Genomic DNA, 14,340 nt, shown 5'->3' on the forward strand with positions numbered 1-14,340 from the left:
GATTTATGACAGCATCAATCGCTTATTTTGATTTTGTATTGTAGGGAGATGTCGCAGGATCCGGGCCGTATTTTTCTAAAAAACAACGTTGTTTTAAAAATAAGACCGTTGCGACGAAAGCAGGAAGAAATATTGAGATCTGATAAAAAAAGCCTCGCAGTGCGAGGCTTTTTTTGATCTTGCGCGAAACTAAGGTGAAATTAAGTCTTATTACCAGATTTTCCACCAGGGTTTAGCTTTGACATCTTTGGGACCGCCAGTGTAGTACGGGCTGTTCGGATAGGTCGCCTGGATCACGCGTTCAGTATCGTCGCGCAGTTGTTTCTGACCCATTGCTTCGTAGGAGCGCATCATGATGAACAGCGCTTCTTCGACTGCCGGTGCATCAGGGTAATCCTTGATCGCAGCCTGGGAGCGATTGACCGCTGAAACGTAGGCACCGCGGCGATAGTAGTACTTCGCGACGTGGACGTCATATTGCGCCATAGCATTGACCAGATACTTCATGCGGGCCATCGCATCAGGTGTGTAGGTGCTGTCAGGGAAGCGCTCCGCCAGCAGTTTGAACGAGTCAAATGCATCGCGCACGGCCTTGGGATCGCGCTCGGTGTTGTCCTGATCGGTGAAGGTGTCGAAAATACTGGTGCGGTCGTTGAAGTTGATCAAGCCGCGCAGGTAGTACATGTAATCGACGTTAGGGTGATTGGGGTGCAGTTTGATGAAGCGGTCAACTGCTGCCAGACCCTGCGGCTGATCGTTCAGACGGTAGTAAGCGTAGGCAATATCCATCTGCGCCTGTTGTGCATAGGTGCCGAATGGATAGCGCGATTCGAGTTTCTCGAAGTACTTGATTGACTTCTCGTAACCGCCGGCGGTCAGTTCATCCTTGGCTTCCGAGTATAATTTGGACGCGGACCACCCGATCGTCTCGTCTTTTTGTTCAGGCAGCAAGCCGCATGCGGACAAAGACAGGACGAATGCGACGGTAAGCAACTTCAATAAGATTTTTTGCATGACGTATGAGCAGTTTGAGCGGGTGCAAAGAAACAAGAAATTTCAATCCACTGATTATAGCTGATGTCACGTACCACTCCCCCTAAGGTTGTAAAAGCTTTTACAACCGAACCTATCGAAACAGACGCGGGAGATGACGCGCTCGACGAAATCGTCGACGAGGTTGCAGAAGGCAACGAACCAATTACCCTCAAGCTGACCGACGACGACTGCGGAAGCAGGCTCGACAAGGTCGTATCGACGCTTGTGCCTCAATATTCAAGAAGCCGCATCCAGCAATGGATTGAGGCTGGTTTTGTGACTGTGGACGGCAATCCTGCCCGTACCAAAATGACGGTGCTGGGCGACGAAGTTGTCGTCATTACACCCCAGGCCGCACCGGAAGATACTGCCTTCCAGCCGGAGGCCATGGATCTGGATATCGTGCATGAAGACAAGGCGATTCTAGTCGTCAACAAGCCTGCCGGACTGGTGGTTCACCCCGCGGCAGGCAACTGGTCGGGCACGCTTCTTAACGGTTTATTACATCATTTCCCCGCCTTGGGCGGAGTGCCGCGCGCCGGTATTGTGCATCGGCTGGATAAGGACACCAGTGGTTTGATGGTAGTCGCCAAGACCTTGGCGGCGCAGACCGATCTGGTGCGCCAGTTGCAGGCGCGCACGGTTAAACGCCGTTATCTGGCGCTGGTCTGGGGCACGCCACAGCTGTCGGGTACCATCGATGGCGCCATGGCTCGCCATCCGCGCGACCGCATCAAGATGGCCGTATCGGAAAGCATGAGCGCCAAGCCGGCCATCACCCAATATCAACGCGTCGCCGTGGGCGCACTGGATGGCCGTGCGGTCAGCCTGATGCATTGCCAACTGGAAACAGGGCGTACGCATCAGATTCGCGTGCACATGCAGTCGCTGGGTTTTGCACTGGTTGGCGATGCGCTCTACGGCAAGACGCATCTGATGCCGTTCTTCCCGCGTCAGGCACTACAGGCATGGCGACTCGGGCTGGTGCATCCGACCAGCGGCAAAGCATGTCAGTGGGAAGTCGCGTTGCCGGAAGATTTCACGGAGCTGCTCGGCCGTGCCGGCATTGATATCGATGTCCTCAAGACCTTGGACGAGTAATCGTATGGAACTGCTGATTCCGGACTGGAACGGTCGGCCTGACAATGTCGGCGCTCTGACTACCTTGCGCCATGGCGGCGCAAGTCTGGGGCCATATGATGACGGGCAGGGCGGTGGCGGGTTGAATCTGGGCGTGCATGTTCAGGATGATCCTCAGCATGTTGCTGACAACCGCCGTTTGCTAGGCAGTATTCTGCCGTCGGAGCCGGCTTGGCTGACGCAGGTGCATGGTGTGAATGTTGCCGATGCCGCCGACGTTCATGGCGCCCCGGAGGCGGATGCCTGTGTGGCGACGCAGACCGGTGTCGTTTGCGCGATGATGACGGCCGACTGTTTGCCCGTATTGTTCTGCGATGTCGCCGGTAAAGTCGTCGGTTCTGCTCATGCAGGTTGGCGTGGTCTGGCCTCAGGCGTGCTGGAGCGTACGGTGGACGCCATGCGTCAACGTGGCGCAGCAGAAATCCTGGCCTGGCTCGGTCCGGCCATTGGTCCGGAAAAATTTGAAGTGGGACAAGACGTCGTTGATGCTTTTGTCTCGCACGACGCGGTCAGTCGCAGCGCCTTTGTCGCGATTACAGGCCGGGAAGGAAAATTCCTTGCCGATATTTATCAGCTAGCCCGGTTGCGACTGGGGCAGGATGGCGTCACACGCGTTTCCGGTGGTGGATTTTGTACGGTCAGCGACACGCGGTTTTATTCGTATCGTCGCGATAAGGTGACCGGACGGATGGCTTCGCTGATCTGGCTCAAGTAGCCAGTCAGGTCTGAGTTTGCTGGTGAGGTTGCCCCAGCAATTGCTCCAGCAGTTGCCGGGTGTGGCCCGGCAGGTCCATTTCATTTCTGACGCAAATCAATAATTGACGCCTGGCCCAGGCATCGCTGAGCGGGATGCACTTGATCGCCATCGTCTTCTGACAGCGCAATGCCGCCGTGGCGGGAAGAACGCCAATCCCGACCTCACGCTCCACCATGCGGCAGATGCCATCAAAGCTGCGCAGGCGTACGCGGTATTGCAACCGTTTTCCCATCCGGATTGCATGTCCGGAAAGATGCTCCTGTAAGGCGCTGCCGCCACTGAGACCGACAAAATTTTCCTCCACGATTTCGGCAAATGCCAGTTGCTTTCTGCGCGCGAGCGCATGTTTGCGCGGTATCACTACCATCAAATGATCTTGGCGAAACGGCATGGTATGCAAATGCCCCGTGTCCACCGAATCGGCAACGATGCCGATATCAGCGATGCCCTCAATGATCGCTTGTACGATTTCATGGCTGAGGCGCTCTTCCAGATCGATATCAATGTAAGGGTTTTGCGCAAGGAAGGTCCCCAGTGCTTCGGGCAGAAATTCGGTAATGGCAGCCGTGTTGCCCAGAAGGCGAATATGGCCTTTGAGGCCATGTGCGTATTCGCTGAGCTCATCGCGCATCTTGTCCATTTGCTGGAGCACACTACGTGCGTGATGTTGCAGCGCGCGGCCGGCATCGGTCAATTGGACGCCGCGTCGATCACGCGTCAGAAGTGCAACGCCAAGCGCATCTTCCATCCCGCGAACGCGCGCGCTTGCCGACGCCAGCGCAAGATGTGACCGCTCGGCTCCTGCAGTGATGCTGCCGGTTTCGGCAACATGCAAAAAGAGACGCAGATCGTTCAGGTCGAGGCGAGTGCTCATCAGTTTCGCTATCCGTATAAAAAACAGCAGGGCAATCAGCCTCCGGCACAGCCGAAGGCTGGCTCAGTGTATTCCAGATTTTCGACGGTGACGATAGCTGGCAGACTGCAGCTATCTTATGGAGGCGCAATGCAAACAACCCTATCTTTTGATACCGCACACCTCATGCTGTTATCGGCAGTCACAGCGATTTTCCTATTGGCCGGTTTTGTCAAAGGCGTCGTAGGTCTGGGGCTGCCCACAGTCGCGGTCGGCTTGCTGGGTTTGTTCATGCCGCCGGTACAGGCGGCGGCGTTGCTGATCGTGCCATCGCTGGTCACCAATGTCTGGCAGTTGTTGGCGGGAGGACGCTTTGTCTGGTTGTTGCGTCGGCTCTGGTTGATGCTCATCGGTATCTTTGTCGGTACTTTGTTGGGGGCACACTGGATTGCCGGCGACGATAGCGGACAGGCGACGGCAGCCTTGGGTGCGGCGCTGATCGTCTATGCAATCTTGGGATTGGCGGCGGTCAAGTTCTCTGTATCTGCAGGTACGGAAAAATGGCTGTCTCCGATCATCGGTCTGGCAACCGGATTGGTCACTGCAGCGACAGCGGTTTTTGTCATTCCGGCAGTCCCGTATCTGCAGGCTTTACATCTGGAAAAGGATGAGTTGATCCAGGCCCTCGGCTTGTCATTTACCGTGTCGACCATTGCGATGGCTGCGGGCCTGGCGCAGGGCGGTGCGCTGCAAATGACGGGTGCTGCGGTTTCATTGATGGCATTGGTTCCGGCCTTGGGTGGCATGTTCATCGGCCAGTGGCTGAGAGGGAAGATTTCGGCCGTGCTGTTTCGCCGCTGTTTCTTTGTTGGTTTGCTGCTGCTGGGTTTGCATCTCGCATCTCATTTTTGGGTATGACTATGGTGCAGGCATTCCTGCAAAATGATGTGGAGTTTGATATCGAAGAACGGGAGGAGGGAATGCGGATTTACGCCAGACAGGGTGATGAGATAGTAGGCGCGCTTGCGGCGGAATTCTACGGAAGCTATCTGGCGATTTCAGTGATCTATATCGTGCCAACCTGGCGCCATATGAAAATAGATGAAGCACTGAAAACAAGGTTTTGGGGTTGCCTCGAAACCTGTTCGGAAGGGCGGGCGCCCCAACTACTGAGATGAACGCGGGCGTTACTTAAGTGGGCACATAAGTGGGCACATCAGTGAATGTGCTGATAAGCACAAATAATCACAGGAGCAAACGTTGCGCCGAAATTTCGTAACTCTTCTATTGGCGGCTTCTCGCCACCATGTAATTCTCGCAACCCATTGATGACATCGCCAGAGAGGGGATTTTTGCGATTCAGGACTCGCTTTTGTTTTCGGCAATCGACTCGCCGATCGGCCCCTGTCTTGCGTCTTGCGAGGCTTTCAATTTTTCCTTCATTTGACGATTCCGCTTGCGTTGCGGTGTACCCATCAGGTATAAAACAATTGTCAAAGGAAATACGCCGTACAGGAAAAACGTCCCGATTCCAGCAATGGCGGACTGTTCGGTGATCGACATCATGAAGACGACATATAACCAAGCGATTGCGACGATATACATTGTGGTTTCTGGCTATTCAGACTGAGCGACAAACCGTAACAATACGCGAAAATTGTAGAAGCGAGCATGAATAAGCATAACGCGCAAAATGCGCAGAATGTCCCTCCCGTCTTTGCAGCGTGGCTAAATCAGTTGTCTGATCCCAAGGTGTGGCAGTCGTGGCCGATGCCGACTGCGCCGCTCGACACGCAATCGATCCAGGCAAAACTGACCGATCTGGGCGCCACGCTTGATCCCGCCGATGTCCTTCGCTTGCAGCAGGATTATGCTGATCAGTTTGCCGGTTTGTGGCAAACGGTAATGCGCTCCCAAGTGCCTTCCATCTCTGACCGGCGCATGTCCGCACCGGCTTGGCAATCCAATCCGTTCTTTGCATTTCAGGCTGCTGCTTATCAACTCAACGCGCGCTTTCTGATGTCGTTGGTTGATGCTGTGCAGTCGACGGACAAGGTCAAGCAGAAGCTTCGTTTTGCGGTGCAGCAAATGATTGATGCGCTGTCGCCGGCGAACTTTCTGGCGACCAATCCCGAGGCCCAGCAAAAGATCATCGACACCAATGGCGAAAGTCTGACACGCGGGATTGCGCAGCTTTTTACTGATCTGCAAAAAGGCCGTGTTTCGCAAACGGATGAAACGGCGTTCGAAGTCGGCAAGGATGTGGCGACGACTGAAGGTTCTGTCGTATTTGAGAATGCGCTGTTTCAGCTCATTCAGTACAAACCTCTGACCAAAACGGTGCATGCGCGTCCGCTGCTGATCGTGCCGCCTTGCATCAACAAGTTTTATATTCTTGATTTGCAGCCGCAAAATTCGCTGGTGCGATATGCGGTCGAGCAGGGCAACACCGTCTTTCTCGTTTCCTGGCGCAATGCGGATGCTTCGATGGAAACGACCACGTGGGATCAGTACGTCGACGATGCCGTAGTACGCGCGATTCACGTAGCTCAGGAAATTTCGGGACAAGACCAGATCAATGCCTTGGGCTTCTGTGTTGGCGGCACCATCCTTTCTTGCGCGCTGGCAGTGCTTGCTGCACGTGGGGAGGAGCCGGTCGCGAGTCTGACCTTGCTGACGGCGTTTCTCAATTTTCTGGATACCGGAGCGATCGACGTGTATATCGACGACGTCCAGATTCAGATGCGTGAACAGATGATCGGGAAGAGCGGACTGATGTCCGGACGTGATTTCGCGACGGCCTTTTCAAGCCTCCGTCCTAACGATTTGCTCTGGAATTACGTCGAGTCGAATTACCTCAAAGGTGAGACGCCGCAGGCCTTCGATCTGTTGTACTGGAATGCTGATAGCACCAATCTGCCCGGGCCGATGTTCTGCTACTACCTGCGCCATATGTATCTGGAAAACGCACTCAAAGATCCTGGCAAGCTGACCATCGCAGGCGAGAAGATTGACCTCTACAAACTCAACGTGCCCTCGTTTATTTATGCGTCGCGCGAAGATCACATTGTGCCGTGGGCCTCGGCTTACGCGTCGACGGCTATCCTGAATTCAAAAAAGCCCGCCAACAACCGTTTCGTGCTGGGTGCGTCGGGTCATATCGCCGGCGTAATCAACCCTCCGTCAAAGAACAAACGCAGCTACTGGACCAATGACAAGATCGGTGCCGATCCTGACACTTGGTTCGCCGGCGCCAAAGAACATCCGGGAAGCTGGTGGATGGAATGGTCGGCCTTCCTCGCCAAGCATGCTGGCAAGCAAATTGCTGCACCGAAAAACGCAGGCAATGCAAAATACAAAGTGATTGAACCGGCTCCAGGGAGGTACGTCAAAGTCAGATCAGAATGAAAGACCCTGAAAGTTCAACAATAAAGAGGATGCGGTTTCATAAAGACGTCTGCATGAGCGAAGCGAGAGAAAGCGCGAAATAGCAGGTGTCGTCATCCTCTGAAGTTATCCACCCGACACAAATTAGGAGGCAGGACATGGTTAAGCGAATTGCATATGTGACAGGCGGCATGGGAGGTATCGGTAGCCCAATTTGTGCACGTCTTTGCAAAGACGGCTACACAGTGGTGGCCGGTTGCGGTCCCAACTCGCCCCGTAAGGACAAATGGCTGGCCTCCATGCGTGAACAAGGATTTGACGTCCACGCATCGGAAGGCAACGTCGCCGACTGGGAGTCCACTAAGGCGGCTTTTGAAAAGGTTCGAGCCGAAATCGGCGAAATCGATATTCTGGTCAACAACGCCGGCATCACGCGTGACGGGCAGTTCCGCAAGATGAGCAAGGCCGACTGGGATGCCGTCATCGATACCAACCTGAACTCGCTGTTCAATGTGACTAAGCAAGTTATCGAAGGTATGGTTGATCGCGGCTGGGGTCGTATCATCAACATCTCTTCGGTCAACGGGCAAAAGGGCCAGTTCGGTCAGACCAACTATTCGACGGCCAAGGCCGGTATCCATGGTTTCACCATGGCGTTGGCGCAGGAAGTTGCGACCAAGGGTGTGACGGTCAATACCGTATCGCCAGGCTATGTTGGTACCGACATGGTGCGAGCCATCCGTCCTGAAGTTCTGGAAAAAATCGTGGCAGGTATTCCGGTCAAGCGCCTGGCTGAGCCGGAAGAAATCGCTTCGATTGTTGCCTGGATTGCATCGCCGGAAGGTGGCTACGCCACCGGTTCCGACTTTTCGCTGAACGGCGGTTTGCACATGGGTTAAGTTTGTCCATACGGCGGGTCGCCTGATTCGCCGTTCTTGTTCGGACAGGTTCTAAGGGAAACTGCGTACGTCGTACTTGTATGCATACGTGGTTTCCCGCCTATAATGCGATACGCCGACGGGGCGACATCAATACAATAATACGATCCCGTTTAATAGCTGAAAACAGACTGGAATTTCAGATGACAAGTGCAAAAAACTCTGCAGAGCGTTTAATTAAAAAATATCCTAATCGCCGCCTGTACGATACTCAAACAAGTTCTTACATTACCTTGACCGACGTGAAGCAATTGGTTCTCGACAACGAAGAATTCGCGGTCGTCGACGCCAAAAACGGGGATGACCTGACGCGCAGTATTCTGCTGCAAATCATCCTGGAAGAGGAATCGCACGGTGCGCCGATGTTTTCCAGCGCTGCGTTGTCCCAGATCATTCGTTACTATGGCCATGCCATGCAAGGGATGATGGGGTCGTATCTCGAGAAGAACATCCAGGCTTTTATCGATATTCAGAACAAGTTGGCGGAAAACTCCAAGGGTTTTTATGAGGGCAAGCCTTTCAGCCCTGAAATGTGGACCCAATTCATGAATGTGCAGGGCCCAATGATGCAAGGGATGATGAGCAACTACATCGAACAGAGTAAGAGCCTGTTCATCCAGATGCAGGAGCAAATGCAAAGCCAGACCAAAAACATGTTTGGCACATTCCCCTTTGTCCCGACTGATCCGGGTAAGAAGTAGACATTCTGTCAAGGTGGACGGGCCGTTTTGCGGCCAGTCTGCCTATCAAAGGGTACAATAGCGGCTTCGTCTGAATCCAGCTTTTACGCCCGTCTATCATGTCCAATGTTTCTCCCGTCGTACCCCCGGTTGTCCCCAAGGTCGGCTTCGTTTCGCTCGGCTGTCCCAAAGCCCTCGTGGACTCTGAACAAATCCTGACGCAATTACGTGCCGAAGGCTACGATACCGCCAAGTCCTATGATGGTGCGGATCTGGTCATCGTCAACACGTGCGGCTTTATTGATGCCGCAGTTCAGGAGTCCCTCGACGCCATCGGCGAAGCATTGAGCGAAAACGGCAGGGTCATCGTGACCGGTTGCCTGGGCGCCAAGAAGGATGGCGATGGCGACGATCTGATCCAGAAAATTCACCCTAAAGTGCTGGAAGTCACCGGCCCTCATGCCGTCGGTGAAGTCATGCAGGCGGTACACAAGCATCTGCCCAAGCCGCATGCGCCTTTCATCGATCTGGTTCCGGCCCAAGGCGTCAAGCTGACGCCGAAGCATTTTGCCTATCTCAAGATTTCCGAAGGCTGTAATCATCGCTGCAGCTTCTGCATCATCCCGTCCATGCGGGGCGATCTGGTGTCGCGTCCGATTGCTGACATCATGCTGGAAGCTGAAAACTTGTTTAAAGCAGGCGTCAAGGAATTGCTGGTCATTTCCCAAGACACCAGTGCTTACGGTGTGGACGTGAAGTTCCGCATGGGTTTCTGGAACGGCAAGCCGGTCAAGACACACATGACGCAGCTGGTCGAGGCACTCGGCGAACTGGCTCGCCAATATGGCGCATGGGTTCGCTTGCATTACGTTTATCCCTATCCGCACGTTGACCAGATCATCCCATTCATGGCTCAAGGTCATGTGCTGCCTTATTTGGATGTCCCTCTGCAGCACGCGCATCCCGATGTGCTCAAGCGCATGAAGCGCCCGGCCAGTGGTGAAAAAAATATCGAGCGCATCCAAGCCTGGCGCAAGATGTGCCCGGATCTGACGATTCGTTCAACCTTCATCGCCGGTTTCCCTGGTGAGACGGAAGCGGAATTCGAGTATCTGCTCGACTTCCTGAAAGAAGCAGAGATCGACCGTCTGGGCTGCTTTGCCTATTCTCCAGTAGAAGGCGCAACTGCTAATTCGCTCGACAATCCGGTTCCGGAAGAAGTACGTGAAGAACGCCGTGGGCGCGTCATGCAATTGCAGGAAGAAATTTCCAAGAAGCGCCTGCAAGCCAAGGTCGGAAAGACCTTGCGCGTGCTCATCGATGAAGTCGACCGCAATGGCGGCGTTGGCCGTTCTTATGCCGATGCGCCGGAAATCGACGGCGTTGTGTACGTCAAGCCACCTTTTGAGCCGCACAAGAAGCTGGTTGTCGGCGAGTTTGTCGACGTGGTAGTGACCGCTGCCGATGCACACGATTTGTGGGCTGCGGCGCAATGAAGGTTGGTGTGCTGAAGTTATTGCTGCCGTTGGCGTTACTGACTTCCGCCGCATCGTCCGATGCGCAACAGCCGGGCGGCGTAACCATGGCGGTCGTGTCTGGAAGCTTGCAGGATCTCGTCCGCAAGCCGATTGTGCTGCGCGGTACTCTGGGTGACGACAAGATTCAACTCAGTCTGCGGCCCAAGGTGGATGAGGACGGCTTGGAAGGTCAGTATTTCATTTTTGGACAGGGATCACAGATCCTGTTGGCCGGCGAAGTCGATCAGAACGATTTGATGATGGAAGAATCTCATAACGGCAAAGACGTTTCGGGCCAATGGGAAGGCAGTTTCAAGAACGGTGTTTTGAGCGGAACCTGGTCAACGCTGGACGGGGCGGTCACCAAACCGTTTTCTCTGAAAACCGGCCTGCAATAAATCTTGTACGATCGCTGTGCGATTTCAAGAAATCAAAAAATAGTCAAAAAGCAACCCGATGCAACTGAGGTAATTCGTGGCAGAAAAACTCTCTCCGCAGACGGCGCTGGTACACAGCGCTTACGTTCCACCCGATAATTTTGGCGCACTGCCGGTCGGCATTCATCATGCCTCGACCGTGCTTTTCCCCAATGTCGCCGCAATGCGCGCGCGTAACTGGAAAGAGAAAAGCGGCTACACCTACGGCTTGCACGGCACACCGACGACCTTCACGCTGGAAGCGCGCCTGGCTGAGATTGAAGGCGGTCGCCATTGCAGGATCGCACCCAGCGGTCTCGCCGCAATCACACTGGTTAATTTTGCGCTCCTTAAAACCGGCGATGACGTTCTGTTGCCGGACAACGTCTACGGTCCCAACAAAGATCAGGCCATGTGGCTGGAGCGCGACTTCGGCATCACTGCACGGTTTTACGATCCGCTCATTGGCGCCGGTATTGCCGATCTGATTCAAGACAATACCCGTCTGATCTGGACGGAAGCGCCTGGCTCAGTATCCATGGAAGTTTCCGACGTGCCTGCGATTTGCAAGGCCGCGCGTGCCAAGGGTGTGCCGGTAGCGTTGGACAACACTTGGTCGGCCGGTCTGGTATTCCCGGCCTTTGAGCATGGTGTGGATATCGTGATGCAAGCACTGACCAAGTATCAGTCGGGTGGTTCGGACGTGCTCATGGGAGCGGTTATCACGAACGACGATGAGATTAATCACAAGATCGAGCTGGCGCACATGCGGCTCGGTTTTGGCGTCGGCATGGATGACGTCTATATGGTCTTGCGCAGTCTCTCCTCGATGCGTCTGCGCTTCGATGCGCATGATGCCGCCGCGCGTCGTGTCGCAAGCTGGCTTAAACAGCGCCCTGAAATCAGCAAGGTCTTGCATCCGGCGTTGCCGGATTGCCCGGGGCACGATATCTGGTTACGTGATTTCTCTGGAGCAGGGGGCTTATTTTCTGTGACGTTTGATCCGCGCTTCAGTGAAGAGCAGATTGATCGCTTCGTCGATGGCCTGCGTCTGTTCAAGATCGGCTTCAGCTGGGGTGGCGCGCATAGCTTATGTGTGCCGTATCGCATGCAGACCATGCGTAAAACCTGGACAGAGCAGGGTGGGTTGGTTCGCTTTAATATTGGCCTGGAAACAGTGGAAGATTTGATTGCGGATATCGAGCAAAGCCTGAAGAAGATGGCTGCGTAGTCATCTGAAGTCGTCCGTGCGAGCGCGATTGGTTGAAAAGGCGGCAATTTGCAGCTTTACCGAAAGCTGCCAAGCCTCAGGAATCCGTAATAAATTGTAAAATTCAACTATTCTTCGTGCTTTTCTTGTTACAAGCCTGTTACATGGAGTGTTATTCGCGGTTCTTGTAGTCGCTTACGGACAACAAAGTAGGAAAACACGCCGATTTTTAAATGTAAAAAATATTAGTATAAATTCAATTTTCACTCTAATTTCTTTGCGGAAATTTTTTTTGTGGTCGCAGTGCCGATCAAGCTAAGAGCTAATGCCAGCATAGGTTTTGGAAAAAATTCTTGATTTTCTAAAAATTTTTGCGGTGTTTTTGTAGGACAAAGTCTTACTTGTCGCGTAGGTCGTTGCCGACGAAAAATACCGACAATCACTAATTTCCTGCCTTTCCTCGCCCCCTCAGAATCAGCCTTACCGGTAAGAAAAAGTAACCGGTTGTAAATTGATTTTGAGCGGGGGTGCAAATGAATACCAATGACATGATGGCTGAAATTCGGGATGCAAATCTGAGTTATTTGATGTTGGCTCAGCAAATGATTCGTTCTGACAAAGCTACAGCCATATTCCGTCTTGGTATCAGCGATGAGATCGCCGATATGATCCAAGGCTTGAGCAATGCTCAAATCCTCAAGCTCGCGGGCACCAACATGATGTTGACTCGCTTTCGTTTCGACGACGGTGCGATCCTCGGTATGCTGACCAACTACAACAAAGATAAAGGGCTGGCGCAATCTCACGCCGCCATTCTCATGGCTTGTCAGCCAGTCGAACAAATTTCCTGACGCAATCCGCATTCTTCGTGGTATGTTGGGGTTGTGCAGTCAACCCCGGAGAGTGGCTCGGCGTTGATTGTTCGAAGTCGAGTTAGTAGGTTGATCAGGTTGTATTAAAAAAATATCGGGGGTTGTTCATGGCTAAGAAGAGCGTGATAACAGAGGCGCAAGAGATTCAATTGGCGATTGAGCTGATCAATCTTGGTGCGCGTCTTCAATTGCTGGAGTCTGAAACCTCCTTGTCGCGTGAGCGTCTTCTCAAGCTCTACAAAGAGCTGAAGGGTGTGTCGCCACCAAAGGGTATGTTGCCTTTTTCGACGGACTGGTTCATCACCTGGCAGCCGAACATTCATTCCTCCTTGTTTATCAATATCCATAAGTACCTTGTCGGGTACGCCAAGATTTCCGGCATCGAAGCAGTGATGAAAGCCTATAAGCTCTACCTTGAGCAGGCCGGCCAAGTTGCTGAAGGCGATGAATCCGTATTGTCGCTGACACGTGCATGGACACTGGTGCGCTTCTTTGAAAGCAAGATGCTGACGACCACGCCTTGCAGCAAATGCGGCGGTCATTTTGTTGTGCATCGTCTGGACTTGCATCAGGATTATCTGTGCGGGCTGTGCCACATGCCTTCACGTGCAGGCAAGACCAAGAAGGCCAAAGACGCGATTGCCGCTCCGATGGTTGAGGCATTGCCGATGGTGGCTGCTGTCGCCTGAGCCTAAATTCTGGTTTCATCGTCGTAAAATAGTCGGCTTTAATGTGAGGGCTTGGAGGCCGATATGGAGTCGGGGCAGCGCAGATCTCTGCTGCAGGCGCCCGCTGTACAAGCTTTAATCGTTTTATGCGTAGCCCTGGTGCTGGCGCTTCTGATCGGTCAGGTCAGTAAGCACACCTTTGGCATTGACGTCACTCCCATTCCTTTTGCTTTTTTGCACGGTGCGTTGGCGGCTGGTATTGCTTACGTCCGTCGCATGGCGTCCTGGTGGATGCCGATTCTCTTGTTTTTCCCGCCTGCAGCGGTATTGGTTAATTCGCTGCAGCTACCTCCCGCGCTCTTCCTCGCCATTTTCCTGTTTCTGTTGTTGTTGTTCTGGTCGACATTTCGTAGCCAGGTACCGTTCTATCCGTCCGGGCGTCCGGTGTGGGATGCGGTGGCAGAGCTATTGCCGGTGGATCGGCCTCTTAAGGTCATCGATATCGGTAGCGGTCTGGGTGGGGCGGTATTGTATTTGTCGCGCGTCAGGCAGAACAGCCGTTTTGTCGGGATTGAACTGGCGCCCCTGCCTTGGCTGGTCAGTCATGTGCGGGCTTTGCTGACAGGCAGTCGTGGCAGTTTTATCCGCGGTGACTATACCTTGCTGGATTTTGCGGACTACGACGTAATTTTTGCGTACCTGTCGCCAGCAGCAATGACGGCATTATGGAACAAGGCGAAGGTGGAAATGCGTTCGGGCACGTTATTGCTGAGCTATGAATTCATCATCGAGGGAGTCAAGCCGAGTATCGCCGTACAGCCGAAGGAAAAGGGCCCGGTTTTATATGGTTGGTATATGTGAAACAAA

General features: G+C 53.6%; 16 protein-coding genes. 13 read left to right on the plus strand and 3 right to left on the minus strand.

Features of this window, described 5'->3' with window-relative positions; genetic code table 11:
* Positions 1 to 210: 210 nt before the first annotated feature.
* Positions 211 to 1,014: an outer membrane protein assembly factor BamD gene (locus tag hmeg3_RS08605; protein ID WP_094563364.1), complete on the minus strand. Its 804-nt coding sequence runs from the start codon at positions 1,012 to 1,014 to the stop codon at positions 211 to 213.
* Between the two features lie 63 nt (positions 1,015 to 1,077).
* On the opposite strand from hmeg3_RS08605, the gene hmeg3_RS08610 reads away from it, so the two are divergent.
* Complete coding sequence (locus hmeg3_RS08610) at positions 1,078 to 2,136, plus strand: RluA family pseudouridine synthase (protein WP_094563365.1); 1,059 nt, start codon at positions 1,078 to 1,080, stop codon at positions 2,134 to 2,136.
* A gap of 4 nt (positions 2,137 to 2,140) precedes the next feature.
* Positions 2,141 to 2,890, plus strand: coding sequence for a peptidoglycan editing factor PgeF (gene pgeF, locus hmeg3_RS08615; RefSeq protein ID WP_094563366.1), 750 nt, complete (start codon positions 2,141 to 2,143; stop codon positions 2,888 to 2,890).
* 4 nt (positions 2,891 to 2,894) lie between these two features.
* Here the strand turns inward: pgeF and hmeg3_RS08620 are convergent, their stop codons facing one another.
* The gene (locus hmeg3_RS08620) at positions 2,895 to 3,806 is read right to left on the minus strand and encodes a LysR family transcriptional regulator (RefSeq protein WP_094563367.1); all 912 of its coding nucleotides are present in this window, start codon (positions 3,804 to 3,806) and stop codon (positions 2,895 to 2,897) included.
* Between the two features lie 129 nt (positions 3,807 to 3,935).
* On the opposite strand from hmeg3_RS08620, the gene hmeg3_RS08625 reads away from it, so the two are divergent.
* Together hmeg3_RS08625 and hmeg3_RS08630 are read left to right on the plus strand one after the other, a co-directional pair.
* Positions 3,936 to 4,703 carry a sulfite exporter TauE/SafE family protein gene (locus tag hmeg3_RS08625; RefSeq protein WP_094563368.1) on the plus strand — a complete coding sequence of 256 codons (768 nt, stop codon included), beginning with the start codon at positions 3,936 to 3,938 and terminating at the stop codon, positions 4,701 to 4,703.
* A gap of 2 nt (positions 4,704 to 4,705) precedes the next feature.
* On the plus strand, positions 4,706 to 4,963 hold the full coding sequence (locus tag hmeg3_RS08630; RefSeq protein WP_094563369.1) for a hypothetical protein: 258 nt from the start codon (positions 4,706 to 4,708) through the stop codon (positions 4,961 to 4,963).
* A 181-nt stretch (positions 4,964 to 5,144) separates the two neighbouring features.
* Here hmeg3_RS08630 and hmeg3_RS08635 read toward each other — a convergent pair whose 3' ends face one another.
* Complete coding sequence (locus hmeg3_RS08635; protein WP_094563370.1) at positions 5,145 to 5,390, minus strand: hypothetical protein; 246 nt, start codon at positions 5,388 to 5,390, stop codon at positions 5,145 to 5,147.
* Positions 5,391 to 5,456: 66 nt separating this feature from the next.
* On the opposite strand from hmeg3_RS08635, the gene phaC reads away from it, so the two are divergent.
* The 9 genes from phaC to hmeg3_RS08680 all read left to right on the plus strand — a co-directional run bounded on the left by phaC (position 5,457) and on the right by hmeg3_RS08680 (position 14,334).
* A complete protein-coding gene (gene phaC / locus hmeg3_RS08640) occupies positions 5,457 to 7,193 on the plus strand; it encodes a class I poly(R)-hydroxyalkanoic acid synthase (RefSeq protein WP_094563371.1) in 1,737 nt (578 codons plus the stop codon).
* Between the two features lie 137 nt (positions 7,194 to 7,330).
* Complete coding sequence (locus hmeg3_RS08645) at positions 7,331 to 8,071, plus strand: 3-ketoacyl-ACP reductase (protein ID WP_094563372.1); 741 nt, start codon at positions 7,331 to 7,333, stop codon at positions 8,069 to 8,071.
* Between the two features lie 182 nt (positions 8,072 to 8,253).
* Positions 8,254 to 8,811, plus strand: a complete 558-nt coding sequence (phaR, locus tag hmeg3_RS08650) for a polyhydroxyalkanoate synthesis repressor PhaR (protein ID WP_007876444.1) — start codon at positions 8,254 to 8,256, stop codon at positions 8,809 to 8,811.
* A gap of 98 nt (positions 8,812 to 8,909) precedes the next feature.
* Positions 8,910 to 10,286 carry a 30S ribosomal protein S12 methylthiotransferase RimO gene (gene rimO / locus hmeg3_RS08655; protein WP_094563373.1) on the plus strand — a complete coding sequence of 459 codons (1,377 nt, stop codon included), beginning with the start codon at positions 8,910 to 8,912 and terminating at the stop codon, positions 10,284 to 10,286.
* An 8-nt stretch (positions 10,287 to 10,294) separates the two neighbouring features.
* A complete protein-coding gene (locus hmeg3_RS08660) occupies positions 10,295 to 10,705 on the plus strand; it encodes a hypothetical protein (protein WP_232511934.1) in 411 nt (136 codons plus the stop codon).
* Positions 10,706 to 10,781: 76 nt separating this feature from the next.
* Complete coding sequence (locus tag hmeg3_RS08665) at positions 10,782 to 11,954, plus strand: cystathionine beta-lyase (RefSeq protein ID WP_094563375.1); 1,173 nt, start codon at positions 10,782 to 10,784, stop codon at positions 11,952 to 11,954.
* A 512-nt stretch (positions 11,955 to 12,466) separates the two neighbouring features.
* Positions 12,467 to 12,784 carry a flagellar transcriptional regulator FlhD gene (gene flhD, locus hmeg3_RS08670; protein ID WP_007876449.1) on the plus strand — a complete coding sequence of 106 codons (318 nt, stop codon included), beginning with the start codon at positions 12,467 to 12,469 and terminating at the stop codon, positions 12,782 to 12,784.
* A 128-nt stretch (positions 12,785 to 12,912) separates the two neighbouring features.
* Positions 12,913 to 13,494, plus strand: a complete 582-nt coding sequence (gene flhC, locus hmeg3_RS08675; protein WP_094563376.1) for a flagellar transcriptional regulator FlhC — start codon at positions 12,913 to 12,915, stop codon at positions 13,492 to 13,494.
* A gap of 63 nt (positions 13,495 to 13,557) precedes the next feature.
* Complete coding sequence (locus hmeg3_RS08680; RefSeq protein WP_094563377.1) at positions 13,558 to 14,334, plus strand: class I SAM-dependent methyltransferase; 777 nt, start codon at positions 13,558 to 13,560, stop codon at positions 14,332 to 14,334.
* Positions 14,335 to 14,340 lie beyond the last annotated feature (6 nt).

The sequence above is a fragment of the Herbaspirillum sp. meg3 genome, assembly GCF_002257565.1.
Lineage (GTDB): Bacteria > Pseudomonadota > Gammaproteobacteria > Burkholderiales > Burkholderiaceae_D > Herbaspirillum.

Bases quoted from the DNA above. Each gene is read 5' to 3' on its own strand.
- hmeg3_RS08680 (WP_094563377.1), top strand. From the start codon at position 13,558: ATGGAGTCGGGGCAGCGCAGATCTCTGCTGCAGGCGCCCGCTGTACAA.
- hmeg3_RS08645 (WP_094563372.1), top strand. From the start codon at position 7,331: ATGGTTAAGCGAATTGCATATGTGACAGGCGGCATGGGAGGTATCGGT.
- rimO (WP_094563373.1), top strand. From the start codon at position 8,910: ATGTCCAATGTTTCTCCCGTCGTACCCCCGGTTGTCCCCAAGGTCGGC.
- hmeg3_RS08605 (WP_094563364.1), bottom strand. From the start codon at position 1,014: ATGCAAAAAATCTTATTGAAGTTGCTTACCGTCGCATTCGTCCTGTCT.
- hmeg3_RS08630 (WP_094563369.1), top strand. From the start codon at position 4,706: ATGGTGCAGGCATTCCTGCAAAATGATGTGGAGTTTGATATCGAAGAA.
- hmeg3_RS08635 (WP_094563370.1), bottom strand. From the start codon at position 5,390: ATGTATATCGTCGCAATCGCTTGGTTATATGTCGTCTTCATGATGTCG.
- phaR (WP_007876444.1), top strand. From the start codon at position 8,254: ATGACAAGTGCAAAAAACTCTGCAGAGCGTTTAATTAAAAAATATCCT.
- flhC (WP_094563376.1), top strand. From the start codon at position 12,913: ATGGCTAAGAAGAGCGTGATAACAGAGGCGCAAGAGATTCAATTGGCG.
- phaC (WP_094563371.1), top strand. From the start codon at position 5,457: ATGAATAAGCATAACGCGCAAAATGCGCAGAATGTCCCTCCCGTCTTT.
- hmeg3_RS08625 (WP_094563368.1), top strand. From the start codon at position 3,936: ATGCAAACAACCCTATCTTTTGATACCGCACACCTCATGCTGTTATCG.
- hmeg3_RS08620 (WP_094563367.1), bottom strand. From the start codon at position 3,806: ATGAGCACTCGCCTCGACCTGAACGATCTGCGTCTCTTTTTGCATGTT.
- pgeF (WP_094563366.1), top strand. From the start codon at position 2,141: ATGGAACTGCTGATTCCGGACTGGAACGGTCGGCCTGACAATGTCGGC.
- flhD (WP_007876449.1), top strand. From the start codon at position 12,467: ATGAATACCAATGACATGATGGCTGAAATTCGGGATGCAAATCTGAGT.
- hmeg3_RS08610 (WP_094563365.1), top strand. From the start codon at position 1,078: ATGTCACGTACCACTCCCCCTAAGGTTGTAAAAGCTTTTACAACCGAA.